Annotated in this window: 25 protein-coding genes; 15 read left to right on the top strand and 10 right to left on the bottom strand. The window is 69.4% G+C overall.

The genetic code is table 11. The annotated features are described in order from the left end of the window. The first annotated feature begins 82 nt into the window (after nt 1-82). From HLA95_RS07195 to cysI, 3 genes are read left to right on the top strand one after another with little or no spacing between them, the layout of a single operon-like run. A complete protein-coding gene (locus HLA95_RS07195; protein ID WP_222182876.1) occupies nt 83-715 on the top strand; it encodes a precorrin-2 dehydrogenase/sirohydrochlorin ferrochelatase family protein in 633 nt (210 codons plus the stop codon). Nucleotides 716-723: 8 nt separating this feature from the next. Then, on the top strand, nt 724-2517 hold the full coding sequence (locus tag HLA95_RS07190; RefSeq protein WP_191058419.1) for a diflavin oxidoreductase: 1794 nt from the start codon (nt 724-726) through the stop codon (nt 2515-2517). After that, on the top strand, nt 2513-4249 hold the full coding sequence (cysI, locus tag HLA95_RS07185) for an assimilatory sulfite reductase (NADPH) hemoprotein subunit (RefSeq protein WP_255513129.1): 1737 nt from the start codon (nt 2513-2515) through the stop codon (nt 4247-4249). The genes HLA95_RS07190 and cysI overlap by 5 nt, the downstream gene beginning before the upstream one ends. Nucleotides 4250-4370: 121 nt before the next feature. Here the strand turns inward: cysI and HLA95_RS07180 are convergent, their stop codons facing one another. Genes HLA95_RS07180 through HLA95_RS07165 form a run of 4 tightly spaced genes read right to left on the bottom strand, consistent with a single transcriptional unit; the run spans nt 4371 to nt 9010 of the window. Continuing rightward, entirely contained in the window at nt 4371-5414 is a 1044-nt protein-coding gene (locus tag HLA95_RS07180; protein ID WP_191058417.1) for a DUF4340 domain-containing protein, read from the bottom strand. 14 nt (nt 5415-5428) lie between these two features. Beyond that, nucleotides 5429-7300: a Gldg family protein gene (locus HLA95_RS07175; RefSeq protein ID WP_191058416.1), complete on the bottom strand. Its 1872-nt coding sequence runs from the start codon at nt 7298-7300 to the stop codon at nt 5429-5431. A 4-nt stretch (nt 7301-7304) separates the two neighbouring features. Continuing rightward, nucleotides 7305-8045: an ABC transporter permease gene (locus HLA95_RS07170; protein ID WP_191058415.1), complete on the bottom strand. Its 741-nt coding sequence runs from the start codon at nt 8043-8045 to the stop codon at nt 7305-7307. A gap of 17 nt (nt 8046-8062) precedes the next feature. After that, a complete protein-coding gene (locus HLA95_RS07165; protein ID WP_191058414.1) occupies nt 8063-9010 on the bottom strand; it encodes an ABC transporter ATP-binding protein in 948 nt (315 codons plus the stop codon). 197 nt (nt 9011-9207) lie between these two features. Here HLA95_RS07165 and HLA95_RS07160 point away from each other — a divergent pair, with 197 nt between their 5' ends. The 12 genes from HLA95_RS07160 (at nt 9208) to HLA95_RS07105 (ending at nt 21177) form a co-directional block, all read left to right on the top strand. Then, nucleotides 9208-10113 carry an ABC transporter permease gene (locus HLA95_RS07160; RefSeq protein ID WP_191058413.1) on the top strand — a complete coding sequence of 302 codons (906 nt, stop codon included), beginning with the start codon at nt 9208-9210 and terminating at the stop codon, nt 10111-10113. Further along, entirely contained in the window at nt 10110-11042 is a 933-nt protein-coding gene (locus HLA95_RS07155; RefSeq protein ID WP_223861402.1) for an ABC transporter permease, read from the top strand. The genes HLA95_RS07160 and HLA95_RS07155 overlap by 4 nt, the downstream gene beginning before the upstream one ends. Nucleotides 11043-11098: 56 nt before the next feature. After that, nucleotides 11099-12100 carry an ABC transporter substrate-binding protein gene (locus tag HLA95_RS07150; protein ID WP_191058412.1) on the top strand — a complete coding sequence of 334 codons (1002 nt, stop codon included), beginning with the start codon at nt 11099-11101 and terminating at the stop codon, nt 12098-12100. Between the two features lie 303 nt (nt 12101-12403). After that, nucleotides 12404-12592: a BrnA antitoxin family protein gene (locus HLA95_RS07145; protein ID WP_191058411.1), complete on the top strand. Its 189-nt coding sequence runs from the start codon at nt 12404-12406 to the stop codon at nt 12590-12592. 105 nt (nt 12593-12697) lie between these two features. Continuing rightward, a complete protein-coding gene (locus tag HLA95_RS07140; protein ID WP_191058410.1) occupies nt 12698-13609 on the top strand; it encodes a polysaccharide deacetylase family protein in 912 nt (303 codons plus the stop codon). A gap of 4 nt (nt 13610-13613) precedes the next feature. After that, nucleotides 13614-13913: a hypothetical protein gene (locus tag HLA95_RS07135; protein WP_222182874.1), complete on the top strand. Its 300-nt coding sequence runs from the start codon at nt 13614-13616 to the stop codon at nt 13911-13913. Then, the gene (locus HLA95_RS07130) at nt 13910-14908 is read left to right on the top strand and encodes a CobW family GTP-binding protein (RefSeq protein WP_191062071.1); all 999 of its coding nucleotides are present in this window, start codon (nt 13910-13912) and stop codon (nt 14906-14908) included. The genes HLA95_RS07135 and HLA95_RS07130 overlap by 4 nt, the downstream gene beginning before the upstream one ends. A 51-nt stretch (nt 14909-14959) precedes the next feature. Further along, the gene (locus tag HLA95_RS07125) at nt 14960-15595 is read left to right on the top strand and encodes a TetR/AcrR family transcriptional regulator (RefSeq protein ID WP_191062070.1); all 636 of its coding nucleotides are present in this window, start codon (nt 14960-14962) and stop codon (nt 15593-15595) included. Then, nucleotides 15592-16809, top strand: a complete 1218-nt coding sequence (locus tag HLA95_RS07120; protein ID WP_222182872.1) for an efflux RND transporter periplasmic adaptor subunit — start codon at nt 15592-15594, stop codon at nt 16807-16809. Before HLA95_RS07125 ends, HLA95_RS07120 begins: the two co-directional genes overlap by 4 nt. A 12-nt stretch (nt 16810-16821) precedes the next feature. Beyond that, entirely contained in the window at nt 16822-19923 is a 3102-nt protein-coding gene (locus HLA95_RS07115; RefSeq protein ID WP_222182869.1) for an efflux RND transporter permease subunit, read from the top strand. 70 nt (nt 19924-19993) lie between these two features. Then, on the top strand, nt 19994-20572 hold the full coding sequence (locus tag HLA95_RS07110) for a YqaA family protein (protein WP_191060246.1): 579 nt from the start codon (nt 19994-19996) through the stop codon (nt 20570-20572). Between the two features lie 98 nt (nt 20573-20670). After that, nucleotides 20671-21177 (top strand): disulfide bond formation protein B, encoded by a 507-nt coding sequence (locus tag HLA95_RS07105; RefSeq protein WP_191060247.1) that lies wholly within the window; start codon nt 20671-20673, stop codon nt 21175-21177. On the opposite strand, the gene HLA95_RS07100 is transcribed toward HLA95_RS07105, so the two are convergent. The 6 genes from HLA95_RS07100 to HLA95_RS07075 form a co-directional block, all read right to left on the bottom strand. Beyond that, nucleotides 21167-21994, bottom strand: coding sequence for a universal stress protein (locus HLA95_RS07100; protein ID WP_191060248.1), 828 nt, complete (start codon nt 21992-21994; stop codon nt 21167-21169). The two genes, HLA95_RS07105 and HLA95_RS07100, sit on opposite strands and share 11 nt — an antisense overlap. Nucleotides 21995-22102: 108 nt before the next feature. Further along, the gene (pssA, locus tag HLA95_RS07095) at nt 22103-22957 is read right to left on the bottom strand and encodes a CDP-diacylglycerol--serine O-phosphatidyltransferase (RefSeq protein WP_191060249.1); all 855 of its coding nucleotides are present in this window, start codon (nt 22955-22957) and stop codon (nt 22103-22105) included. Beyond that, on the bottom strand, nt 22957-23637 hold the full coding sequence (locus tag HLA95_RS07090) for a phosphatidylserine decarboxylase (RefSeq protein WP_191060250.1): 681 nt from the start codon (nt 23635-23637) through the stop codon (nt 22957-22959). The genes pssA and HLA95_RS07090 overlap by 1 nt, the downstream gene beginning before the upstream one ends. A gap of 77 nt (nt 23638-23714) precedes the next feature. Beyond that, on the bottom strand, nt 23715-24437 hold the full coding sequence (locus tag HLA95_RS07085; protein WP_191060251.1) for an FkbM family methyltransferase: 723 nt from the start codon (nt 24435-24437) through the stop codon (nt 23715-23717). Next, complete coding sequence (locus HLA95_RS07080; protein WP_191060252.1) at nt 24419-25636, bottom strand: adenylate/guanylate cyclase domain-containing protein; 1218 nt, start codon at nt 25634-25636, stop codon at nt 24419-24421. Before HLA95_RS07080 ends, HLA95_RS07085 begins: the two co-directional genes overlap by 19 nt. Beyond that, nucleotides 25633-26112: a cyclic nucleotide-binding domain-containing protein gene (locus HLA95_RS07075; RefSeq protein ID WP_222182867.1), complete on the bottom strand. Its 480-nt coding sequence runs from the start codon at nt 26110-26112 to the stop codon at nt 25633-25635. Before HLA95_RS07075 ends, HLA95_RS07080 begins: the two co-directional genes overlap by 4 nt. Between the last annotated feature and the right edge of the window lie 23 nt (nt 26113-26135).

Below are 26135 nucleotides of genomic sequence, written 5' to 3'. Positions count from 1 at the left end.
CTGTGTAGAATGATAATCATCTCGATTTCACGGTACAGCCCGCTTATTGCAGCCTCGGTCGACCGTCCCGAAGGCCCTGCCGATGATTCCGATCGTGATCGATCCCCGCCTCGTCCCGATCGCCCTGGTGGGTGCCGGCGAGAGCATGCGGCGGCGGGCCGAGTGGCTGTGCCAGGGCGGGGCCGAGCACCTGACCGTGTTCACCGAGGACCGGGTGGAGGACGTGGTCCGGATCGCGCGCCTGCCGCTCCTCGAGGAGCTGGCGCAGTTCCGGATCGTCTGGATCAGCGGGCTGGATCCCGCGACGGCCGAGCCGCTCGCCGCGGCCGCACGCGCCGAGGGGGTGCTGGTCAACATCGAGGACCACCCGCCTTTTTGCGACTTCCACACCCCGGCCCTGGTCCGGCGCGGCGACCTGCTCGTCTCGATCTCGACCGCCGGCAAGAGCCCCGGCCTCGCCATGCGGCTGCGGCGCTGGCTGGAATCGCAGCTCGGCGTTGAGTGGGCCGAGCGGCTGGAAGCCATCGCCCGCAAGCGGACCGCCTGGCGGCGCCGGCCACGCACGCTCGATGAGCTCGCCAGCCTCACCGACGCGGTGATCGACGGCAATGGCTGGCTGGCGCCCGTCGAGCGCACGCCGCACGGCGCTCCCACACCCGGCCAGCTCGCTCCCGCCAGCGCCACGACCGGCTCCACGCCCAGTTCCAGGCATTGAGAACGACCATGGCCAGCTCCTCCCGCGCCCTGCCCCTCCTGCCTCCGACCGCCCCGTTCTCGGACGCGGCGATCAAGGCGCTCAATGTCGGCCTTGCCGAGACCAGCCCCGAGCAGCGCACCTGGCTGGCCGGATTCCTGGCGGGCTATGCCGCGGCCACCGCCGCGGAGATCGCACCGGCCCAGGCGGCACCGGCCGCGGCACCCAGGCGCAAGACCCCGCTCTCGATCCTCTACGCGACCGAGGGCGGCAATACCGAGGCGTTCGCCCAGAAGTTCGCCAAGGCTGCGGCCAAGCAGGGCTTCCAGCCGAAGATCCTGGACATGGGCGAGACCGAGCCTGCCGCGCTTGCCGGGATCGAGAACCTGGTGGTGATCGCGTCCACCTGGGGTGAGGGCGATCCGCCGGCCCGGGCCGTGCCGTTCGCTCAAGGGTTCTTCGCCGACGGTGCGCCCAGGCTGGAGGGGACCCGCTTCGCCGTGCTGGCGCTGGGCGACACCGCCTATACCGAGTTCTGCGCGTTCGGCCGCCGGCTGGACGAGCGGCTGGCCGAGCTGGGTGCCACGCGCGTGCTGGACCGGGTCGATTGCGACGTCGACTACGAGGGGCCTGCGGGCGACTGGTCATCGCAGGCAATCAAGCTGTTCACGCCGGCCGACACTGAGGAGCCGAGTGCCGAGATCATCCATCTCGACCGGTTCGCGCGTGCCGAGGAGCAGGAATGGAGTGTAAAGCACCCGTTCTTCGCGCCGATGAGCGAGCGGGTCACGGTCACCTCGTCGCGCTCGTCCCGCGAGACGATCCATGTGGAGCTGGACCTCGCCGATTCCGCCATCGTGTACGAGCCGGGCGACAGCCTCGCCATCCTGCCGGAGAACGACCCGCGCCTGGTCGAGCAGATCCTGGAGCTCGTGGGTCTCGGCGGCGACGATGCGCTGGCGCGCGAGCTGACCCGCACCAAGGACGTCACCACCCTGTCCAGGGCGACGCTGGAAGCCTGGAACCGGCTGCACCCCCACACCGAGCTCGGCGAGATGCTGGCCGGCGATGGCTGGCGCGGCTTCGTCGCCGACCGGCAGCTCATCGACCTGTTCGAGACCTATGGCGCCACGGTCGGCAGGGACGAGCTGCTCGGGCTGCTGCGGCCCCTGCCGGCGCGCTCCTATTCCATCGCCAGCGCGCCGTCGGCCCATCCGGACGCCGCCCATCTGCTGGTCTCGGTGGTGCGCTGGCAGAGCCATGGCCGCCAGCGCAACGGCGTGGCCTCGTCTTTCCTGGCCGACCGGCTCGGCCGGAACCAGAAGCTCGGCGTGTTCCTGAAGCCCAACCGCCATTTCCGCCTGCCGGCCGACCCCTCGGCCAAGGTGGTGATGGTCGGGCCCGGCACCGGCGTGGCCCCGTTCCGGGCGTTCCTCCAGCACCGCCGCGAGACCGGGGCAACCGGGCAGAACTGGCTGTTCTTCGGCGAACGCAACTTCACCCACGACTTCTACTACCAGACCGAGTTGCAGGACCTGAAGGCGGACGGGGTGCTGAACCGGATCGATCTGGCCTTCTCGCGCGACCAGCCGGAGAAGATCTACGTCCAGGACCGGATGTGGCAGCAGCGGGAGGACCTGTGGGCCTGGCTGCAGGACGGCGCCCATCTCTATGTGTGCGGCGACGCCACGCAGATGGCCAAGGACGTTGAGCAGAACCTGAACCGCATCGCCATCGAGGTGGGGGGGCTCACCGACGACAAGGCCAAGGCCTGGCTGCAGGACGCCACCAGGGCCGGCCAAATCCAGCGCGACGTCTATTGAGAAGCAGCACCAGATGAGCACGCTCTCGAAGAACGAGACCATCAAGGCCAAGAGCCGGGGCCTGCGCGGGACGATCGCGGAGGGGCTGACCGACACGATCACCGGCCAGCTCGCCGAGGACGACACCCAGCTCACCAAGTTCCACGGCTTCTACCAGCAGGACGATCGTGACCTGCGGCCCGAGCGGCGCAAGAAGTTCCTGGAGCCGGCCTACAGCTTCATGATCCGGGTGCGGCTGCCGGGCGGCGTGTGCACGCCTGAGCAGTGGCTGGCGATGGACCAGATTGCGACCAGCTACGCCAACCATTCGCTCCGGCTGACCACGCGCCAGACCTTCCAGTTCCACGGCGTGATCAAGACCAACCTGAAGCACACCATGCAGGCGCTGGACCGGGCGCTGGTCGATACGATCGCGGCCTGCGGCGACGTCAACCGCAACGTGCTGGCCAGCTCCAACCCGCATGTCTCGACGACGCACGCGACCGCCTACGAGCTGGCGCGCGAGCTCAGCGAGCACCTGCTGCCGAAGACGCGCGCCTGGCACGAGATCTGGCTGGACGGCGAGAAGGTCGCGGGCGGCGAGGCCGAGGACGAGCCGATCCTGGGCAGGACCTACCTGCCGCGGAAGTTCAAGATCGTGGTCGCGGTGCCGCCGGACAACGATGTCGACGTCTTCGCCCAGGACCTGGGCTTCATCGCGATCCTGGACGGGCAGGGCAACATCGCCGGCTGGAACGTGACGGTCGGCGGCGGCATGGGCATGACCCATGGCGAGCTCGCCACCTTCCCGCGCGCTGCCGACGTGATGGGCTTCTGCACGACCGACCAGGTGCTGAAGGTGGCCGAGCACGTGGTCACGGTGCAGCGTGACTGGGGCAACCGGTCGGACCGCAAGAACGCGCGGCTGAAATACACGATCGAGCGGCACGGGCTGGACGCCTTCAGGGCCGAGGTCGAGAAGCGCTGCGGCTTCGCCTTGGGCGCGCCCAGGCCGTTCCGGTTCGACGACAATGGCGACCGCTATGGCTGGGTGCAGGACCATACGGGCTCCTGGCACTTCACCCTGTTCATCGAGAACGGGCGGATCAAGGACACCGACGAGAAGAAGCTGCTCACCGCGCTCCGCGAGATCGCCAGGGTCCATGACGGCGAGTTCCGGCTCACCGCCAACCAGAACCTGGTGATCGCGAAGATCGCGCCGGAAAAGCGGCTGCTGATCGAGCAGATGCTGGCCGAGTATGGGCTGGTCGGGCAGGAGACGGCGCTGCGCCGTTCCGCCATGGCCTGCGTGGCGCTGCCGACCTGCGGCCTGTCGCTGGCGGAGGCGGAGCGCTATCTGCCGGACCTTGTGACGGCCCTGGACGAGACGGTGCGCGAGGCGGGCCTGGCGGAGGATTCGATCACCATCCGCATGACCGGCTGCCCGAACGGCTGTGCCCGCCCCTATCTGGCCGAGATCGGGCTGGTCGGCCGCGGGCCCGGCACCTACAACCTTTACCTGGGCGGCGCCTTCGACGGCACGCGGCTGAACAAGCTCTATCGCCGCGACGTCCAGCACGACCGGATCGTGGCGGAGGTCTCGCCGCTGCTGAAGCGCTATGCGGCGGAGCGGAACGAGGGCGAGCGCTTCGGCGACTTCGTGATCCGCCAGGGCGTCATCGCGCCCACCACCGCAGGCCGCCACTTCCACGACGACCTGCCGGCCGAAGTCGACGCGGCGCTCGCGGCCTGACGCGTAGCGGTTGATCCCCCGCATGCACGGGGGATGACATGAACGGTGCGGGCAGCGTTGCGGTTGCCCCCATCCGTTCTCGTCATCCTCCGCGAAGGCGGAGGATCTGCTGCCGCAGGCTTCAGCTCTCGTCCGGCTGTTCCAGCAGGTCGTCCAGCTTCTGGCCGAGTTGCTCGGTGACGTAGCCGCCCACTTCGAACGCCCAGCCGCTGGTATGGGCGGTGATCCTGGCGGCCTCGTCCTTCACCTCCTGGGACGCGGTGTCGGCAACGGTCACCGTGTCGACGCGCAGCCAGCTCGCATCCGGCTGGCTGAGCCAAGTGAACACCAGGGTCAGCCCGTCGAACGTCTCGACCCGGACCCGTTGCGGCGCCTCGTAGAAGGCGACCTCCGCGACCGGCCGGACGTCCATTAGGGTGAGCTGGGTGAACAGTTGCGACAGCTCGGTGAGCTTGGCTTGGTCGGCCACCCGCCCGGCCGGCACGCCCGCCAGGTCGAAGCTCGCGTCGTCGGGGCTCGTCCGGCTGGTGGTGACCAGCACGCCGTCCTGCGGCTCCAGCGAGACCAGCTTCACCCGGTCGGCCGCCAGATCGACGATGTCGCTTTCGACCCACTCGTCCGGATCGGCCAGGGCGGTGAGGTCGCCGTCCGACAGCCATGCCTGGCTCTCGTCGGCCAGGCGGACATAGGTGCCGGCCCGGCCGGGCCCGAACACGCCGAAGGCCCGCTTGCCCACCACCAGGTCCGCGACCGGCTGGCCCCCGGCTTCCTGCAGGACGACCCGGTGCGAGCGTGCGTTCTCGCCGGCCGGATCCTCCAGCTCGAGGCGGGCCAGCCGCTCGGGCAGCGCGGTCTTGGCTTCGACGATGCGCAGCTCGCCCAGCTTGCGCAGGAGGGTGACCACGGCGCGCTGGTCGGCCGCGAAGCCCCGCTTCTCGGCCACCGCCCAGCCCCGGCCCTCGTGGCGCTCCAGCGTGGTCTGCCCGTCCGGACCGCTGATCTCGATCCGGACCACGTCGTTGATCCTGGTCGCCAGGTCCGGCACGAGCGGCCGGTTCAGGCTGGTCGAGGTGAGCGGCGCGTCGCTGACGACCAGCGCTGCCGTGGCGAGCCCGACCGAGATGCCGGCGATCGCCGCCAGGATCACGAAATTGCGCGGCTGCATGGGCTCGTTCCTCCTCAGCCCTGGGCCGGGCGGAAGCGCTTGCGCGTGCGCATCCGCCGCCAGAGCGCCACCAGGACCGCGATCACCGCGACGGCCAGCGGCACGGCCAGGATGTTGATCAGGGTGAGCCGGCCTTCCAGCCGGTCGATCTCCTGGTTCAGGGCGAGCTGCACGGCGCGCAGCTCGGCGCGCAGGTCGAGCATCCGGGCACGGAAGCCCTGGACCTCCTGGCGCTGCGCCTCGGTCAGCACCATGCCCTGCTGGTCCTCGCCGATCCCGCCCAGATCCTGCAGCTTGGCCTGGACCTCCTCCAGGCTGGCGGTCAGCTCCTCCTCCTTGACCCGGTACTCGGCCTCGGCCGTGCGCTGCAGCTCCTGGATCCGGGTGAACGGCCGAAGCGTGATGTCGCGGCCGCGCAGGGACAGCAGCGCGTCGGAGCCGGCCAGCGTGTCGAGCAGGTTCAGGACCATGTCGGCGTTGGAGGCAATCGGCAGCGGCTGCCCCTGGCCACCCGGCTGGGCGGCCAGCCAGGCCTGGTCCTCCAGGAGGTCGGCATCGGCCACCACCACCACATTCAGCGGCGCCTGCGCCTCGGCGAGATGGGCGGAAGCCGGGGGGGCCGCCGGATCGTCGCTGGCGGGCGGGGTCGGATAGGCGCTCTTCGCCGGCCCGGTGAGCCGTGCCGCCAGCGTCAGGGGCTCGCTGCCCGGCTGGAACGCGCGCAGCACGGCGATCGGGTCCGGGTAGGTGCGGATCGGTGCCGCATCCAGCAGGCCGGCTTCCGGCCCGGTCTGGATGAGCGGGGTGAAGCTGGTGGTGGCCCCTTCCACCGGCCGCAGCACGCCGGGCGACATCAGGTTGATGACGTCGAGATTGGCGACGGCCGGCTCGCCCGGGTCGACATGGCTTCCGTCGAGCGACAGCCAGGGCAGATAGGGCAGCACCTGCTGGCGCCCGCCCTCCTGCGGGATCGCCACCTGACGGGCCGCGTCCGGGTCCCCGGCGATCCGGTCCGGCACGAGCTCTACACCCCAGGACGCCAGGAGCCCGTCGATCTTCGCCGCGAAGTCGCCCGGCACCTGGGCAATCGCCTGGGCCGCCTCGGAAAAGGGATCGGTGAAGGCCAGCAGATGGCCGCCGCGCATCACGAACTGATCGATGGCGTAGAGATTCTGCTCCGGCAGGTCGTCCGGCTGGACCAGCATCAGGACCTGGATGGCCGGGTCGATCTGGTATTCCTCGCCGCTCAGCATGCGCACGTCGTAGAACTGGCGGAGCTGGCTCAGGATCTGCCAGGGGACCTGGCTGTCCTGCATGCTGCCTTCGAGCGGCAGGCCGGTGATGATGCCGAGCACCGGCTTGGTCGGCCGGGACAGGTCATAGACCAGCCGGGTCAGGTCGTATTCCAGGAAGCGCTCACGCTCGGGGCTGAGCATGGCGATCACGTCGGTGTCGTCGGTGGTGTTGGCACCGGCGATCCCCAGGAACGCGGTGCTCTGGTCGGGCCCCAGGATCGGCTGCAGCCCGGCGCCCACCGCCCGGTCCTCCTCCTCGGAAAACGGCTGCGGGTCGATCACCTGGACCTCGACCCGGCCGCCCGACGCCTCCCGGAAGGATTCGAGCATGTCGCGCGCCTGCTGCGCGTAGCTCCACAAATACGGGTTGGTCTCGCGCAGCGACGAGGACAGGTAGAAGCGCAGCCGCACCGGCTCCTGGATGTCGGCCAGCATGGTGCGGGTGCCGTCCGACAGGGTGAACTGTCGGTTCTCGGTGAGGTCGAGCGCGGGCCCGCGCAGGGCGATGCCGGAGAAGACGTTGAAGGCCAGAAAGGCCACCAGGGCCAGCGGGATGCCCAGGATCGACAGGATCCGTCGGTCGAGATGCATATCGTCAGCCAGCCTTCTTCAGATCGACCAGGAGCTTGTTCACGAACAGCGCGGTGCCGATCAGGGTCAGGATGAAGATGGCGGTGGTGAGCGGCAGCGTGCCCTTGCTCAGTGCCGTGAAGTGGGTGATCAGGCTGAACGAGGCGACCAGGTCGACCAGGAAGCCCGGCGCCCAGCTGCGGAACGCGGCCAGCACCAGGTCGACGCCGCTCATCAGGAACAGGAAGCACAAGGCGGCACCCAGCACGAAGGCCACCACCTGGTTGCGGGTCACCGCCGACATGCACGAGCCCAACGCCAAAAAGCAGCCCGCCACCAGCCAGCTGCCGAGATAGCCCATGGCGATCACGCCGTTGTCCGGGCTGCCCAGCCAGTTGACCGTCACCCAGATCGGGAAGGTCAGCAGCAGGGCGATCCCGCAAAACGCCCAGGCCGCCAGGAACTTGCCCAGCACCAGGGGGAAGCTGCCGACCGGCAGGGTCGTGATCAGCTCGATCGTGCCGGCGCGCCGCTCCTCGGCCCAAAGGCGCATCGCCACCGCCGGCACCAGGAACAGATAGAGCCAGGGGTGGAACATGAAGAACGAGGCCAGGTCGGCTTGGCCGCGCTGGAAGAAGCCGCCGACATAGAAGGTGAAGGCGCTGGACGCGGCCAGGAAGATGATGATCAGGACATAGGCGACCGGCGTGGCGAAATAGCTCGCCAGCTCGCGGGCGAACACGGTCGCGGTCTGACGTGCGCGCATCGTCGTCTCTGGATCCGTCAGTGCTGCGTGGTGGTGAGCTTGCGGAACACGTCGTCCAGCCGCCCGGTCTCGACCCGGAAGTCCTGGATCTCGACGCCCGCCTCGAGCAGCCGGTCGGCCACGGTGGACGCGATCCGCTCGCCCTGGATCGGCACCACCAGGAGATCGTGGCCGTCCGCGGCATGGTTCATCCGCTTGACCTCGTAGATGCTGGGGATGTCCGAGAGCGCCTCGATTGCGGTCTCGATCTGCTGGGGCAGAAGGCGCAGGGCCACCGCGTCGTGCCACTCCGAATAGGCCTGGAACTGGGCGGGCGTGGCGTCCGCGATCAGCTTGCCGCGCGCGATCACGATCGCCCGGGTGCAGACGGCCGTGACCTCCTCCAGGATATGGGTCGAGACGATGATCGCCTTGTCGGCGGCCATGTCGGCGATCAGCGCGCGGACCTCGTGCTTCTGGTTGGGGTCCAGCCCGTCGGTCGGCTCGTCCAGGATCAGCACGGGCGGGTCGTGCAGGATCGCCGCGGCCAGGCCCACCCGCCGCTTGAAGCCCTTGGAAAGCGTCTCGATCGGCTTGTAGGCGACCTCGGCCAGGTCGGTGCGCTCGATCGCGGTCGCGATGTTCTCGCGCGTCTGGGCGCTGCTCATCCCGCGCATCGCGGCGACGAAGCGGAGCAGGGCCAAGGGCGTCATGTCGCCATAAAGGGGCGCGCCCTCGGGCAGGTAGCCGATCGCCCGGCGCGCCTCGAGCGGCTGGGCCTCGACGTCGTGGCCCATGATCCAGGCATGGCCGGAGGTGGGCGTCAGGAAGCCCGCCAGCATCCGCATGGTGGTCGACTTGCCGGCACCGTTGGGCCCCAGAAAGCCCACGACCTCGCCCTGCCGGACCCCGAAGCTCATCCGATCCACCGCGGTGAACCGGCCGAACCGCCGTGACAGCTGATCGAGGCGGACCGCCTGCTCCATGTTCTCCTGACCCCTGCCGGCAACCCCGATGTGCCGCTCGCCCCGATGCTGTTGAACGTCCGGCGCGCGCGGCGCAAGCATCAACCGCCGTTCATGCGGCCGCACCCCGCACCGCTGTGGCCGCGACTTGCCAGGAACACGGCCGGTTTATAACCCTTCCGGAGGGTGAACCGTCACCGCCCGTTCGAGGACCATCGATGGCAGCAGCCAGCATCGGCCAGCACGGCGGCAGCGCCACCCCGAGGAGCGGGCGGGCGCTGCCGGTGGCCGTGGTCACGCTCGCGATCCTGCTCGTCTGGTATCTGGGTGCGGTCTGGCTGAACGCGCCGCAGGTGATCGACCGCTACGGCGACCAGAGCTGGACCTGGCAGCAGCTCGCAGCCGACAGCTGGTCGATGGACCGCCCGGTCCTGCCGGCACCCCATCAGGTCGTGGCGGAGCTGAACAAGACGGTGTTCCAGACCGCGGTCACCTCCAAGCGCTCGCTGGTCTACCATGGCTGGATCACCCTCTCGGCCACCCTGCTGGGCTTCGCGCTGGGCACGCTGTTGGGCATCCTGCTGGCCGTGGGGATCGTCCATGTCCGAGCACTCGAGACCTCGCTGATGCCCTGGGTGATCACCAGCCAGACCATCCCGATCCTGGCGATCGCCCCCATGGTCGTGGTGGTGCTGGGCTCGGTGGGGCTCACCGGGCTCCTGCCCAAGGCCCTGATCTCGATGTACTTGTGCTTCTTCCCGATCACGATCGGGATGGTGAAGGGGCTGCGCTCGCCGGACGTGCTCGCCACCGAGCTGATGCACACCTGGAACGCGACCCCGTCCCAGGTCTTCTGGAAGCTGCGCTGGCCGGCCGCCGTGCCGTACCTGTTCGCGTCGCTCAAGGTAGCGATCGCCATCAGCCTGGTGGGCGCCATCGTCGGCGAGATGCCGACCGGCGCGCAGGCCGGGATCGGTGCCAGGCTGCTCAGCGGCTCCTATTACGGCCAGACCGTGCAGATCTGGGCGGCCCTGGTGGTGGGCTCGGTGCTGGCGGGCTTCCTGATCGCGCTGATCAACCTCGCAGAGCGGCTGACGCTCCGGGTGATGGGGGCGCAGCCGTGAGCCGGGCACTGGGGGAAGGCCTGGGTCTCACTGGCCTGCTCCTGCTGGGCTGCTGGTGGGCGCTGTACCTGGTCCATGGCGGCCCGGTCGGCGCCGGCTTCTGGCTGCTGGTGCTCGCACTCGCGGCGGTTGCCTGGTTCGCCCTGGACCGGCTCTCGGCCGAACCGGTCACCGCCCGGATCGTCCCGGTCCTGTTCGGCGCCTGGCTGCTGTTCCTGTGGGAAGTGGCGGTGGTCGGCTTCGACGTGCCGCGGGTCCTCCTGCCGGCACCATCGGCGATCGGCCGGACCATCGCGAACTCGCTGGGCCTGTTGCGCGCCGACTTCGTGCAGACCTTCGTGCGCGCGGTGGTGCCGGGCTGGGTGATGGGCTGCGGGGCGGGCTTCGTCGTGGCCCTGCTGATCGACCGCTCGCCCTTCCTCCAGCGCGGCCTGCTCCCGATCGGCAACCTGGTCTCGGCCCTGCCGATCATCGGCGTGGCGCCGATCATGGTGATGTGGTTCGGGTTCGACTGGCAGTCCAAGGCCGCGGTCGTGGTGATCATGACCTTCTTCCCGATGCTGGTGAACACCATCGCGGGCCTGGCCCAGACCAGCGCCATCGAGCGCGACCTGATGCACTCCTATGCCGCCAGCTACTGGCAGACCCTCCTGGCGCTGCGCCTGCCGGCCGCCATGCCGTTCATCTTCAATGCCCTCAAGATCAACGCGACCCTGGCGCTGATCGGCGCCCTGGTCGCCGAGTTCTTCGGCACGCCGATCGTGGGCATGGGCTTTCGGATTTCCACCGAGGTCGGCCGGATGAACCTCGACCTGGTCTGGGCGACCATCGCCGTGGCGGCACTGGCAGGGTCCTTGAGTTACGGCCTGCTGGCGCTGATCGAGCGGATGGTCACCTTCTGGCATCCCTCCTATCGTCGACGTCGCTGATGCGCAGTCCGTCCGGGCGCATGATTTGCCGGACCGGTTGGGGGAGAGTTGGCTCGATGAGGATACTGGCACTGGCACTGACGGCCGCGACCGGCCTCACCCTCACGACGGCGGCCAATGCCGCCGACCGGCTGACCCTGCAGCTCAAATGGGTCACCCAGGCGCAGTTCGCCGGCTACTATGTCGCCCAGGACAAGGGCTTCTACGAGGAAGCCGGGCTGGACGTGGAGATCAAGCCGGGCGGCCCGGACATCGCCCCGCCCCAGGTGATCGCCGGCGGGGGCGCCGACGTGATCGTGGAATGGATGCCGGCCGCCCTGGCGTCACGCGAGAAGGGCGTGCCGCTCGTCAACATCGCCCAGGTGTTCCAGAAGTCCGGCATGATGCTGACCTGCCGCAAGGACAGCGGCATCGTCGATCCCAAGACCGACTTCAAGGGCCGTACGCTGGGCGTCTGGTTCTACGGCAACGAGTATCCGTTCCTGTCCTGGATGGCGACGCTGGGCATCCCGACGGATGGCGGGCCGGACGGGGTGACGGTGGTCAAGCAGGGCTTCAACGTCGACCCGCTCCTGCAGCGGCAGGCCGACTGCATCTCGACCATGACCTACAATGAATATGGTCAGGTGCTCGACGCCGGCATCAAGCCGGAGGAGCTGACCGTGTTCAAGTACGAGGACCAGGGCGTGGCGACGCTCGAGGACGGGCTCTACACGGTGGAGAAGAACCTCGAGGACCCGGCGATGGTCGACAAGCTCGCCCGGTTCGTGAAGGCCTCGATGCAGGGCTGGTCCTACGCGGTCGAGAATCCCGACGAGGCGGCGGAGATCGTGCTGGAGAACGACGCGACCGGCGCGCAGACCGAGGAGCACCAGAAGCGGATGATGGGCGAGGTCGCCCAGCTGATCGGCAGCCCGGCGGAGGGCGTGGGCTATCTCGATCCGGCCGCCTATGAGCGCACGGTGAAGGTGCTGCTCTCGGGCGGCTCCGACCCGGTGATCAGCAAGGCGCCGAGCGGGGCCTGGACCCATGACGTCTTCGAGGCCTCGAAGAAGTAGCCGAACCGCCCAGAACCGGGGATCGCGGCTGCGGGGCCGCTGCGTGGCGATGCGCAGCGGCCCCGTTCGCATGTCGCACCCATAGATGACGGGAGCATGGCGACGGCGTTGTCGTTACGTACAGATACCATTCGTCACAAATGTCTGCGTGCGCCAAAGAAGCTACGGTGCCATAGGTGTGATCAGCGATGTAAGATCATTGCCAGCACGGCTGGCACTGCCACTCATGGTTTCCGGACCTTCTGATGCTACGAGCTTCGATGCTGCCATGCCCGACTGCCGTCATTTTAGCCGTGCGTTGAGATGAACAGCAGCAAGCCCTCCATGCCGCGCCGGCAGCCTCCCAAGCAGGCGATCTCCCTGCGCGTCGACGTCGACGTGCTCGAATGGTTCAAGGCCGGCGGGCCCGGTTACCAGACCCGGATGCTGCGGGTCCTGCGCGAGCACATGCACGCGGAACGGGCCAAGGCAGCCGAGCAGTCCGCCGCCTGAGCAGGGCGTCCGCCCTCGCCTTTACGGCAAAAAGCGACCAAATCCGTTCCGTGACGTGCCGGCTGCCTCGGGCGCTGCCGGCCTGCGGCTGGAAGGAGGTCCGTCTTGGCCAAGGAGATCTTCTGCGCGTTCGGCGTGGATGTGGACGCGGTTGCCGGCTGGCTCGGCTCCTACGGGGGCGAGGACAGCCCGTGCGACATCAGCCGCGGCCTGTTCGCCGGCGAGGTGGGCGTGCCGCGCCTGGTGGAGCTGTTCCGCCGGTTCGGGATCGACACGACCTGGTTCGTGCCCGGCCATTCGATCGAGACCTTCCCCCGCCAGATCGAGGCGGTCGCCAGGGCCGGCCACGAGATCGGCATGCATGGCTACAGCCACGAGAACCCGATCGCGCTCACACCTGCCCAGGAGGAGGAGGTGTTCGAGAAGTGCATCGAGGTGATCGAGAAGGTCGCGGGCAGGAAGCCGGTCGGCTACGTGGCGCCCTGGTGGGAGTTCGGGCCCAAGACCAACGAGCTCCTGCTCAAGAAGGGCATCAAGTACGACCACAGCCTGATGCACGACGACTTCACGCCGTATTATGTGCGGGTCGGCGACAGCTGGACCAAGATCGATTACGGGCGCAAGGCGTCGGACTGGATGAAGCCGCTGGTGCGCGGCCAGGTCACCGACCTGATCGAGATCCCGGCGTCGTGGTATCTAGACGACCTGCCGCCGATGATGTTCATCAAGGCCTCGCCGAACAGCCACGGCTTCGTCAATCCGCGCCATCTGGAAGAAATCTGGCGGGACCAGTTCGACTGGGTCTATCGCGAGATGGACTACGCGGTCTTCACCATCACGATTCACCCTGACGTTTCCGGCAAGCCGCAGGTGCTGCTGATGCTGGAGCGGATCTTCCAGCACATCTCGAAGCACCCGGGCGTGACCTGGACCACCTTCGAGAAGATCGCGGACGATTTCGCCAAGCGCTCTCCGCGCCACGAGGTGAAGCCGGCCGATCCGGCAGCCGGGATCTAGCGCCATGTGCGGCCTGTGCGGCGTCCTGCAGGCGGAGCACTGGAGCGATGCCGCCGGGGCTGGGGACGGCACCGTACCGCGCCAGGCGCGGCTGCGCCGCGCGGCCCTGGTCTCGGCGGTGCTGGCACCACGCCGGGCCAGGGCGGCGGACTGGGAGGGTGCGAAGCTGCGCCTGACCACCGCCACCGGCCGAGTGGAACTCGCCGACACGCTGGCCGATCTCTGGCACCGCGCCGACCGGCTGGTCGGGCCGCTCGACCCATTGGACCCGGAGCTCTTGGACCGGCTGGACGGTGCTGCTTGAGCGGTACCGCCCAGAAGGTGCCGGTCGACCTGCTGACCGGCTTTCTCGGCAGCGGCAAGACCACGCTGCTGCGCCGGCTCCTGGCCGATCCGGCACTCGCGGATACCGCCGTGCTGATCAACGAGTTCGGCGCGGTCGGGCTCGACCACCTCCTGGTCGAGACGGTCGATCCCGACACCTTTCTCCTGTCCTCGGGCTGCATCTGCTGCTCGATCCGCGACGACCTCGCCACGGCCCTGCGCGAGCTGTGGGACAAGCGCGAGCGGGGGCTCCTGCCCCCGTTCCGCCGGGTGGTGATCGAGACCACCGGCTTGGCCGACCCGACCCCGGTCCTGGCCATCCTCACCACCGAGCCGATGCTGCGCTGGCATCTGCGGATCGGCCGGGTGGTCACCACGGTCGACGCGCTGGCCGGCGCCGCCACGCTGGCCGCCCATGACGAGAGCCGGCGGCAGGTGGCGGTGGCCGACCGGCTGGTGGTCACCAAGGCCGACCTGGTCGAGCCGGCAACGCTCGCGGGCCTGGAAATGGAGCTGCGCGGGATCAACCCGAGTGCGGACATCCTGCACGCGCGCCATGGCGAGCTGGCGGATGCCCCCGCCCTCCTGACGTCCCCCAACGACGCGCGCGAGGTCCGCCGCTGGCTGGCCTACGAGCCGGCCCCGGCACGCCACGGCGCCATCGGCAGCTTCCTGCTCGAGGCGGGCCAGCCGATCGAGTGGGCCGCGTTCGGGGTGTGGCTCAGCCTGCTACTGCATCGCCATGGCAGCCGGATCCTGCGGGTGAAGGGCCTCGTGCACATCCAGGGCCGCGACCTGCCCGTGGTGATCCAGGGCGTGCAGCACGTCGTCCATCCGCCGGAACATCTGCCGGCGTGGCCAGAGGGCGAGGAGGGCACCCGCCTGGTCTTCATCGGCATCGAGCTCGACCCGCCGGCGATCCGACGCTCGTTCTCGACCTTCCAGCGATTGGGCGACCGGGTCCTGGCCGGCTGAATCCACGGCATCCCCGTTGAAGAACGAACGTTCGTTCACTATTGTCTGGCCATGCCACGACTGACCGACGAGCAGCAGGGCGAGCGGCGCAGCCATATCCTGCAGGCCGCCAGCCGCTGCTTCACCCGCGACGGGTTCCACCGCACCTCCATGCAGCGGATCTGCAAGGAAGCGGACATGAGTCCGGGCGCGCTCTATCTCTATTTCGAGAGCAAGGAAGCGCTGATCGCGGCGATGATCGAGGTCGACCGTGCCGAGCTCGCCGCGGCGTTCTCGGCCGCCGCCGCGGCCGACGACGTGCTGGCGGCGATGACCGCAGTCGGCCGTCGCTACTTCGTCGAGGAGCCGCGCGAGCGCGCCATGCTCACCCTGCAGATCTGGGCGGAGAGTGCCAGGGACCCGGCGATATGCGCCTTGTGCGACGGGATCGAGCGTGAGGTGCGCGCCAACCTCCTGTTCCTGTGCAAGACGGTGCAGGCGCAGGGCAAGGCGGCGCCGGATGTCGACATCGAGGCCCTGGTCGACCTCCTGATCCTGATCAGCGACGGGATCTTCAAGAACCGGGCCCTGGACGAGAGCTTCGACGGCGAGCAGGCGATGGCCGGGCTGCTCGCCGTGTTCCGTGCCGGTCTCGCCGGCCAGCTTGTCCTGCCTGCGCCATCCAGAAGGCCGGAGCAGCCAGCATGAGCCGCAGCGCCACCTACCTCGCCAGCGCCGCGCTCGCAGCCCTGCTGCTGGCAGGCCCGGGGGTGCCGTCCGCCCAGGAGCCGGCGGCCCCTGCGCCCGTGGCAGCGCCGATGGTGAGCGTGGTGCGCGCCGCCGAGCAGGAGCTGGTGGCGCAGCTCGTGGTCACCGGCTCGCTCGCCGCCCGCGACGAGGTGCTGGTCGGCCCGGAGATCGACGGCTCGCGGATCGTCGAGCTGCTGGTCGAGGAAGGCGACCTGGTCGAGCGCGGCCAGGTGCTGGCCCGGCTGTCGCGCGAGCTCTGGGACGCGCAGCTCGCCTCGATCGATGCCGCCCTGGAGCGGGCGAAGGTGAGCGTGCTGGTGGCAAAGAGCCAGATCGACGAGGCCGAGGCGGCGCAGGAGCAGGCCCTGGCCGACTTCCAGCGCGCCCAGGCGCTGATCCAGCGGGGCAACACCTCGGCCGCGACCCTGGACGAGCGCCAGGCCGCCGCCAGGGCCGCCGCTGCCCGGGTCGCTATCGCCGAGCAGAGCGTGCGCCTGGCCGAGGCGGAGGTCGCCGAGGCGGGGGCCAGGCGCCGCGAGATCATGGTCCAGATCGGCATGACCGAGATCAAGGCGCCGGCAGCAGGCCGGATCAGCGAGCGCACCGCGCGGCTGGGTGCGCTTGCGGCCATGAACGGCGAGCCCTTGTTCCGGATCGTGGAGGACGACGAGGTCGAGCTGCACGCCCAGGTCGCCGAGGTGATGCTGGCGAGCCTGGCGCCCGGCCAGGCGGTCCTGGTCACCCCGGCCGGGCGGACGGAACCGATCGCGGGCGAGATCCGCCTGGTCGCGCCGAGGATCGACCCGCAGACCCGGCTGGGCAAGGTCAAGATCCGGCTGGAGGATGGCAGCGGCCTGACGCTCGGCACCTTCGCCCGCGCGCGCATCGAGATCGACCGCCGGCACGGCGTGACCGTGCCGGTCACGGCGGTCCAGTTCGTCGACGGCCACCAGGAGATCCAGGTGGTGCGGGACGACACGGTCGAGACCCGCCGGGTCACCATCGGCCTGCGCACCAGCGAGGCGGTGATCGTCTCCGCGGGCCTGGAGCCCGGCGAGCAGGTGGTGGCGGTGTCCGGCACCTTCCTGCGCGACGGCGACCGGGTGCGGCCGGTGGAGGGCGACAGCCTGGCGCCCGTGGCCGACTCCCCGCAGGCCAGTGCCAAGAGCTAGCGGACGGCCCCCATGCGCCTGAACGTTTCCGCCTGGTCGATCCGCCACCCGATGCCGGCCCTGGTGCTGTTCGCGGTGCTGACCCTGCTGGGCCTCTACACCTTCCAGAACCTGTCGATCACCCGCTTTCCCAACATCGACGTGCCGGTGATCTCGGTGACGGTCACCCAGGCGGGGGCGGCGCCGAGCGAGCTGGAGCAGCAGGTCACCAAGCGGGTCGAGGATGCGGTCGCCAACCTCACCGGCGTGAAGCACGTCGTCTCGACCGTGACCGACGGCAGTTCGGTGACGGCGATCGAGTTCCGCCTGGAGGTCGACACCGACCGGGCGCTGAACGACACCAAGGACGCGGTCGCCAAGATCCGCCAGGACCTGCCGCTCGGCATCGACGAGCCGATCACCCAGCGGATCGACGTGGCCGGCCAGTCGATTGTGACCTATGCCGCCGCCGCCCCGGCCATGACGCTGGAGCAGCTCTCCTGGTACACGGACGACGTCACCCGCAAGCGGCTGCAGGGCCTGCCCGGCGTGGGCAAGGTCGAGCGGCTGGGCGGTGTCGACCGCCAGTTCGTGGTGGCACTCGATCCCGACCGGCTGAACGCGCTGGGCATCACGCCCGCCGAGGTCAACCGCCAGCTCAAGGCCACGGTGGTCGACATGGGCAGCGGGCGGGCGGAGCTGGCCGGGCAGGAGCAGTCGATCCGCACGCTCGCCCAGGCCCGCTCGATCGAGGAGCTGGCCGCCAGCACCATCGCCCTGCCGGGCGAGCGCACCGCACGGCTGGACGAACTCGGCACCATCACGGACAGTTATGAGGAGCCGCGCAGCTTCGCCCGGCTGAACGGCGACACGCCGGTGGTGGCGCTCTCCGTCTATCGCTCCAAGGGTGCCTCGGAGCTGGACGTGCGCAACGTGGTCGCGGCGGCGATCCAGGAGATGGAAGCCCAGGACCCGCGCGTCTCCTACGAGCTGATCGACGATTCGGTCCGCTACACGATCGGCAATTACGAGAGCGCCATGTCGACTCTGATCGAGGGCGCAGCCCTCGCCGTGGTCGTGGTGTTCGTGTTCCTGCGCGACTGGCGGGCCACCCTGATCGCCGCGATCACCCTGCCGCTCTCGGTGATCCCGACCTTCTTCGCGATGGAGGCGATGGGCTTCTCGCTCAACCTCGTCTCGCTGCTCGCCATCACCCTGGTCACCGGCATCCTGGTCGACGACGCGATCGTCGAGATCGAGAACATCGCGCGGCACATCGCCATGGGCAAGCCGCCCTACCAGGCGGCGATGGAGGCGGCGGACGAGATCGGCCTCGCCGTGATCGCGATCACCTTCACGATCGTCGCGGTGTTCGCGCCGGTCAGCTTCATGGGCGGGGTCGCCGGCCAGTACTTCAAGCAGTTCGGCCTGACGGTCGCGGTGGCAGTGCTGTTCTCGCTCCTGGTCGCACGGCTGATCACGCCGATGCTGGCGGCCTACTTCATGAAGGGCCATGGCCACGTGGAGCCGAAGGACGGGCTCCTGATGCGCGGCTACACCCGCCTCCTGGGGGCCACGATCCGGCATCGCTGGCTGACCATGCTGACCGGCATCGCGCTGTTCGCCCTCTCGATCTGGAGTGCCGGGCTCCTGCCCACCGGCTTCATCCCGGACGAGGACAGCGGGCGCACCGTGGTGAGCCTGGAACTGCCACCCGGCGCCACGCTGGCGCAGACCCGCGTCCGGACGGACGAGGCGGTCCGGGCGGTGCAGGCGATCCCGGAAGTGCGCCGGGCGCTGGTGATCGGCGGCAGCTCGCCCACCGGGGCGCTGGAGGTCCGCAAGGCGGCGCTGTTCGTCGAGCTCACGCCCAAGGGCGAGCGGGAGCGGAGCCAGAAGGACATCGAGCTGGAGATCGGCCGCCGCCTTGCCGACATCCCCGACCTGCGCGCCTGGTACGTGAACGAGCGGGGCGAGCGGCAGCTCTCGATCAGCGTGCTGAGCGACGATCCGGCCGCACTGCGCCAGGGCGTGGGCGGGCTCGAGGCCGCCATGCGCCGGGTCCCGGAGTTCACCAACGTCGCGGCCAATGCCGGGGTGGAGCGGCCGGAGATCCGGGTGGTGCCCAGGCTGGACGAGGCGGCGCGCTTCGGCGTGTCCACCGACGCCATCGCGGAGGCAGTGCGCGTCGCCACGATCGGCGACACCGAGGCCAACATGGCCAAGCTTGCGACCGACGACCGGCAGGTGCCGATCCGGGTACAGCTCGACACAGCCGCGCGCAGCGACCTGGAGATCCTGCAGGTGACCACGGTCACCGGCGCTGCCGGCGTCCCGGTCCCGCTGCTGGCAGTGGCGGACGTGGTGCCGGGCCAGGGCCCCTCCTCCATCGACCGCTATGACCGGGAACGGCGGGTGGTGGTGGGTGCCGACCTCGTGCGCGGCGTGGCGCTGGGCCAGGCGACCGAGCTGGTGGCGGCACTGCCCTATCTGCAGGAGCTGCCGCCGGGCGTGCGCCAGCAGGCGACCGGCGATGCCGAGATCATGGCCGAGGTGTTCGGCGGGTTCGCCGCGGCGATGGGCGCCGGCCTCCTGATGATGCTGGGCGTGCTGATCCTCCTGTTCGGCAGCATCTTCCACCCGATCACCATCCTCCTTTCCCTGCCGCTCTCGATCGGCGGCGTGATCCTGGCGCTGGTGGCGACCGGCAACCCGATCAGCATGCCGGTGGTGATCGGCATCCTGATGCTGATGGGCATCGTCACCAAGAACGCGATCATGCTGGTCGACTTCGCGGTGGAGGAGCAGGCGCGCGGCACGCCCAAGAACCGGGCGATCATCGAGGCCGGGCGCAAGCGGGCGCGGCCGATCATCATGACCACGATCGCGATGGTGGCCGGCATGCTGCCCTCGGCCTACGGGGTCGGCGACGGCGGCGAGTTCCGCTCGCCCATGGCGATCGGCGTGATCGGCGGCCTGATCGTCTCCACCCTGCTCTCGCTCGTGTTCGTGCCGAGCTTCTACTCGGTGATGGGCACGGTCGAGACGTTCATCGGCCGGGTTCTCCGCCGGGTGCTGGTGCTCAACGAGCCGACTGAAACGGCGCAGCATCGTTCACATCTGCCGGCGGAGTAGCGCCGTCGCATGGTCCTTCCGGCGGCTTGCCTGTAGAGCCAGCCGCCAGGACCTTGCGTGGAGGACGCCATTGCTGCGGCGGACCTATGATCGACTGATGCGTGAAGCCGACCGTCCCGGCGCCGAGCGGGCACTGGCGGCAGTCAGCTTCGCGGAGAGTTCGTTCTTTCCGATTCCGCCCGACGTGATGATCGTGCCGATGGTGCTGGCCAACCCCGACCGGGCTTGGCGGATCGCGACGATCGCCACGGTCGCGAGCGTGGTGGGCGGCCTGTTCGGCTATGCGATCGGCTATTTCCTGTTCGAGACGCTGGGCAACCTGCTGTTCGACCTCTACGGGCTGCAGGACAAGGCCCAGGCCTTCCAGCATTCGTACCAGGAATGGGGCTTGTGGATCATCCTGATCAAGGGCCTCACCCCGATCCCCTACAAGCTGGTCACCATCGCCTCCGGTGCGGCCCATTTCGCCCTGGCCGTGTTCATCGGCGCCTCGGTGGTCACCCGGGGTGCTCGCTTCTTCCTGCTGGCGGTGCTGCTGCGCCGGTTCGGGCCGTCGATCCGCGACTTCATCGAGCGGCGCCTGACGCTGGTCACCTCGACCTTCGCTGCGGCGATCGTACTCGGTTTTGTCGCCTTGCGCTGGATCTGACGCGCCGGCTGGTTCAGTCTGCCACGCATGTTCATCCCGGTTCCGGCACGATTCAGCCCCCCGTGCCGGTCCAGCCAGTGGTCGGGTCACTACCTGCAATGACGGATCATGCCCTCTCGACCAGGCCCAGGCTGCACCGGGCGCGGACCGGCTGCCTCTGGCTGGCCCTGCTGGCCGCCTGGAGCCTGGCCTTCGCCTACCTGCTCGAATACGGCTTCGGGTACTACCCATGCGCTTTGTGCACGTTGGAGCGCTACGGCTTCATGGCGCTGTTCCTGGTGGGGCTGATCGGCTTCCTGTTCGACCATGGCCGGGCCGGCCTGGTCGGCTGCTTGGCGGTCCTGGTGGGCCTGAGCGGGCTGACCTTCTATCACGTGGGCGTGGAGCTGGGCTGGTTCCAGCTCTCGATCGCCTGCACCGGCGCCGGCAGGGCCGCCGACGTCGATCAGCTCCGCGATATACTCCTGAACGCGCCGCCATCCTGTGACCGCCCGGCCTGGATCGTGCCGAACGTCGTCTCGCTGGCCCAGCTCACCCTCGGCTGGACGCTGCTCCTGACCGCCCTGACCGCGGCGATGATCGCCGGCCCCGCGTTCAGGCGCTGAACAGCACCGGGATCCGCGCGTCGCGGACGATGGTGATGGTGGCACCGCCCATAATCAGCTCGCGAAAGCGGGAATGGCCATAGGCGCCCATCACCAGCGCCGTGCATCCCTTGGTCTCGGCGACCGTGAGCAGGAGCTCGCCCACCGAGCCCTCCGGCTCCGAGAGCTTCTCCAGCGCCACCTTCACGCCGTGCCCGGCCAGCCGTGCCGCCGCGGCCTCGGCCGAGGCATGGTATTCCTCGCCGGCCGCGACCAGCACCACGCTCTCCGCCTCCTGGAGGAACGGCAGGGCAAACGCCAGGGCACGCGCCGCCTCCTTGCCGCCATCCCAGGCGACCAGCCAGCGCCGCGCGAAGTCCTGGCTCACGGCCAGGCCGCGCGGCAGGACCAGCACCGGCCCGCCGGCGCCCACCACGATCTGCTCGGCATGCTCCATGGCGACCGCCTCGAGCCCCTCGCCATGGCTCTGCCCGACGATCGTGAGATCGGCGGTGCGCGCATGGGCGGACACGCTGTCGCCAGGAGTGCCGTTCTCCGCGATGAAGTGGCGCGACACACCTTCAGGCACCGGCAGGGCCTCGAACGCTGTCCGGATGCGCGCCGTGCGCGCGGCGTTGGCCTGTTCCTGGGCCTCCATGATCTCCGGGCCGGCATAGGCAGCCCCCTCGCCCAGCGAGGTCGGCATGAACGGGAACGGGTTGACCAAAAGGCCGATCAGCCGCGCCTGCCAATGCCCGGCCAGGGCCAGCGCGAAGGCGGCGCGCTCGGCCATCCCGTCCGAATCGTCGAGGCCCACCAGGATGGTACGATACGCCATGTTCCGTTCTCCCGATCCGGAGGGTCCCCCTTGCGGTCAAAGGGTGCGCCAGGAAGCTCGCCCGGCGCAAGATCGGGATAACCGGCTGCGACCTCCGGGGCCGGCCGGTCAGTGCTGCTGGCGGCGCTGCATGTCGACCACCTGGTCGTCCGCCGGCGCCTCCACGGCTGCCGGCTCCTCGGCCGGCACGACATGGCCGTCACGCTTCTGGAAGCGGCGCGCCGCGACGATGCTGAACGGGATGGTCAGCACGTAGATCAGGCAGGCACCGGCGATGGTCGCCCAGGGCATCGCGAAGAACAGGGCGGCCACGGCAGCGCCGGCCACCAGTGCCGGCAACTGCCAGCCGGGCGGCACCCGGAACTTCTTGATCGAGAAGGTCGGCACCCGGCTGACCATCATGAGCGCGGTGAACACCGTGACCACGCCCACGAACGACCAGTGGCGGAACAGCGCCGCGTCGACCACGAAGCTCGCCATCATCGGGCTCAGCACCAGTGCCGCCCCGCCCGGCGCCGGGATGCCCTGGAAGAAGAACAGCGTCCAGCGCGGCCGCTCGGGATCGTCGAGCTGGGTGTTGAAGCGGGCAAGGCGCAGGGCGCAGCAGACGGCCAGCAGGAGGGCGATGGCCAGCCCGAAGCCCTGCACGTTGTGCAGCGACCACCAGTAGAGGATCATCGCCGGGGCGATGCCGAAGCTCAGCGAATCGGCCAGGCTGTCCAGCTCCGCGCCGAGCTTGGAGGTGACGTTGAGCATCCGCGCGGCCCGGCCGTCCAGCCCGTCCAGCACCACCGCCGCGGCGATCAGCGTGACCGCCAGCTCCCAGCGCTGGTCGGCCGCGTAGCGGATCGCGGTGAACCCGGCACACAGGGACAGGATGGTGATCAGGTTCGGCACGAAGGTGTAGATCGGGCGCGCACCCAGGGGGCGGCGGACACGCCGGATTCGGCGGTTCTTGAACATCAGCTCATCCTTCCGCTCCGGGCGGGATAAGACGCGGCGCCGTCGGCCAGCACCGTCTCGCCGGCGATGCAACGCTGGCCCACCAGCACCCGCGGGACCAGGTCCGGCGGCAGGTAGACGTCGCAGCGGCTGCCGAACCGGATCAGGCCGACCCGCTCGCCCGGCGCCACCTCGGCGCCGACCGGGACGAACGGCACGATCCGGCGGGCCACCAGGCCGGCGATCTGCACCAGGAACACCTCCTCCGCATAGCCCTGCGGCCGGATCGCCCAGGACATCCGCTCGTTCTCGTCCGACGCCTTGTCGAAGCTCGCATTGAGGAACTTGCCGGCATGATACACCCGGCGGGTGACCGTGCCTGCAATCGGCGTGCGGTTCACATGGACGTCGAACACGTTCATGAAGATGCCGATGCAGCAGCGCGGTTCCAGATCGGCGCCCAGCTCGGGCGGCGGCTTGCGCATCCCGACATGGACGACGACGCCGTCGGCCGGGCTGGTGACCAGCCATTCGTCGACCGGCGTCGTCCGCTCCGGGTCACGGAAGAAATAGGCGCACCACAGCGTCAGGACCATGCCGAGCCAGAACAGCGGCATCCAGAGAAAGCCGAGCATCACCGAGATCACGAAGAACCCGGCGATGAAGGGCCAGCCTTTCGGGTGGATCGAGGGATATTTCAAAGCTGTTCATCCGATTGGTCGGCCAATGCTCAGGCCCCTTGCCGTCTTGCCCGCTGCCACGCCGCTCCGTCGCGGGCTCAATCCGGCACCCGCTCCCGGAAGGCTACCATGTCGACCTGGAGCTGGCGGCCGAGCTTGCGCTCATAGTAGCCGGGGATGAGCAGGTGCAAGTCGAAGCCGAGATCCTCCAGCCGTTCCAGCGCGGAGCGGAAGCCATGCTCCCCCACATAGAGCGGGACCAGCGCGGTCTCCAGCTGGATGCCGACGATCCGGTCGAGCAGACCCCTGGCCCCTTCCAGCACGTCGAGCTCACTGCCCTGCACGTCGATCTTGAGCAGCATCCGGGCAAAGCGGCCGTCCTGGAGCTGGGGCAGCGCGTCCAGGCGCCTGAGGGGTACCTCGACCCGGTCGATGATGGCCGAGCTCGGCGAGAGCTTCTGCAGGGTCGGGTTCTGCGGCAGGAGCGAGCTCATGTCGCTTTCCGCCGAGCGTTCGAGGGTGGCCATGCCGTCCTCCGCACCCAGCGCCATCGGTGGCGCCACGATCCAGGACCGGTCGCGCCGGGCCTGGCGGAGCAGCCGGGCATGCACGTCGGCCTGCGGCTCGAAGCTGATGATCGGCCCCTGCCAGCCATGCCGGCGCAGGCGGCGGCCGTACTGGCCGGAATTGGCGCCGACGTCCAGGACCGCGTCGACCTCGTTCCGATGCAGGGCCGCCACGAGCTGGTCGTGGACGTCGCGCGACTTTCCGCGCCGGACCAGGTCATAGCCCAGGCCGCGGATCAGACGACGTAGGACCACGGGTTTCCTTCTTCCTCGGGCAGCCCGAACAACTCGATCGGCAGCTCGCGGCCGCGCAACTGGTGCTGGCCCAGCGGGATCAGCTCCTCGCCCTCGGCCGCGGCGGCGAACACGTCGGAGATCACCACATGGCGCCCCAGCGTGCGCGACAGCCGCTCCATGCGCGCCGCCTCGTTGACCGCCGGGCCGATCACGGTGAAGTCCAGCCGGTTCTCCGTACCGATATTGCCGTAGATCACCTGCCCCAGATGCAGACCCAGCCCGTAGCCCAGCGGCTCGGAGCCCCCGGCGCGCCGCATGGCGCCGATCTCCTCCAGGTTCCGGTAGGCTTCCCGCGCCGCCGCCAGTGCCCGCGGCACCGCGTCCGGCCGGTCCAGCCGGAACACGCTCATCACCGCGTCGCCCATGAATTTCAGGATCTCACCGCCATGGCGCTGGATCGGCTGGCCCATGGCGTCGAAGAACGTGTCCAGCACCCCCAGCACCTCGTCGCGCGGCGCATGGTCGGCCAGCTCGGAGAAATGGGCGAGGTCGGCGACCCAGACGGCCGCGTCCATCACCTCGTGCGCCCCGCGGCGGATGTTGCCGGCCAGGATCTGCAGGCCGGCCTCCTTGCCGACATAGGTTTCCAGGATCGTCTTGGTGATCCGCCGGCCGATCCTGGCCTCCGCGGCCATGGCCAGGAGCGGGAGCAGGTCGTCGAAGGTGATGAGGTCCTCGGTGGCAAAGCCGCCCGGGCGGCGGGTCGCGAAGCTCACCGCATGGCGCCGGCCGTCGCTGCCGACCAGCGGCATGGCGACATAGTCGGAAAATCCCTCCGCGCGCAGATCGGCATAGATGCCGAACTCCTGGTCAATGGGCGGCAGGTCCAGCCGCTGCCGCACCCCGCCCGCCCCCTCGTAGAGGGCCTTGACCGGGCTGTTGTGGAACTGGGCGCTCTCGATGTCGGCCCGGGTGATCATCCGCATCTCGATCGACTGGCCGTCGTCGCGCCAGACCATGGCAGCGCCGATGAACTGCGGATGGAGGCCGCGCGCGTGCAGCGTGGCGCGCGCGAGCGGCAGGCCGGCTTCCGCGAGCCGGCGGCAGAGCTCAGCGAACAGGTCGTCCAGATAGGGATAGTCGAAGCTCGACCGGACGAACCAGTCCAGGGCGGGGCTGCGCCGCAGCGGCCAGAGCAGGGTCGAGGCGTCGCTCAAGCCGGTCCGCTTCCCTGCTCGAGCTGGCGCAGGCGGGCGGACGCCTCGGTCAGGTGCACGGTCGTCTGGTGCAGGCGGTGGGCCAGCTCGGACATGATGCCCAGCCCCACCTGCGGGAACTGCGTCACCAGGTTGAAGAAGGCGTCCTTGCCCACCCGCAGCGTCGCCAGCCCGCTGCCGGCGATCACCGTCGCGGTGCGGGGGACATCGCACAGGATGGCGATCTCGCCGACCACGTCGTTGCGCGCCAGATGGGCCACGGTCACCGGGCCGGTCGGGGTGTCCACCACGATATCGGCGCTGCCGCGCAGGATGATGTAGGCCGCGTCGCCCGGCTCGCCCTGGCGGAACAGGACCTCGTCCTGCTCGAACTCCAGATGCTCGCTGGTAAACGCCAGCAGCTTCAGCTTGGCCGGCTCGATCTTGCTGAACAGGGGGATGGCGCGCAGCACTTCCACGTCGTCTTGCAGGCTCAACGTCTCCTCCTACCGCTGGCTCG

It is taken from the genome of Geminicoccus harenae, assembly GCF_019800005.1.
GTDB lineage: Bacteria > Pseudomonadota > Alphaproteobacteria > Geminicoccales > Geminicoccaceae > Geminicoccus > Geminicoccus harenae.
Note: the sequence above shows the minus strand (reverse complement) of the source record. Positions and strands in the feature narration are given on the sequence as shown.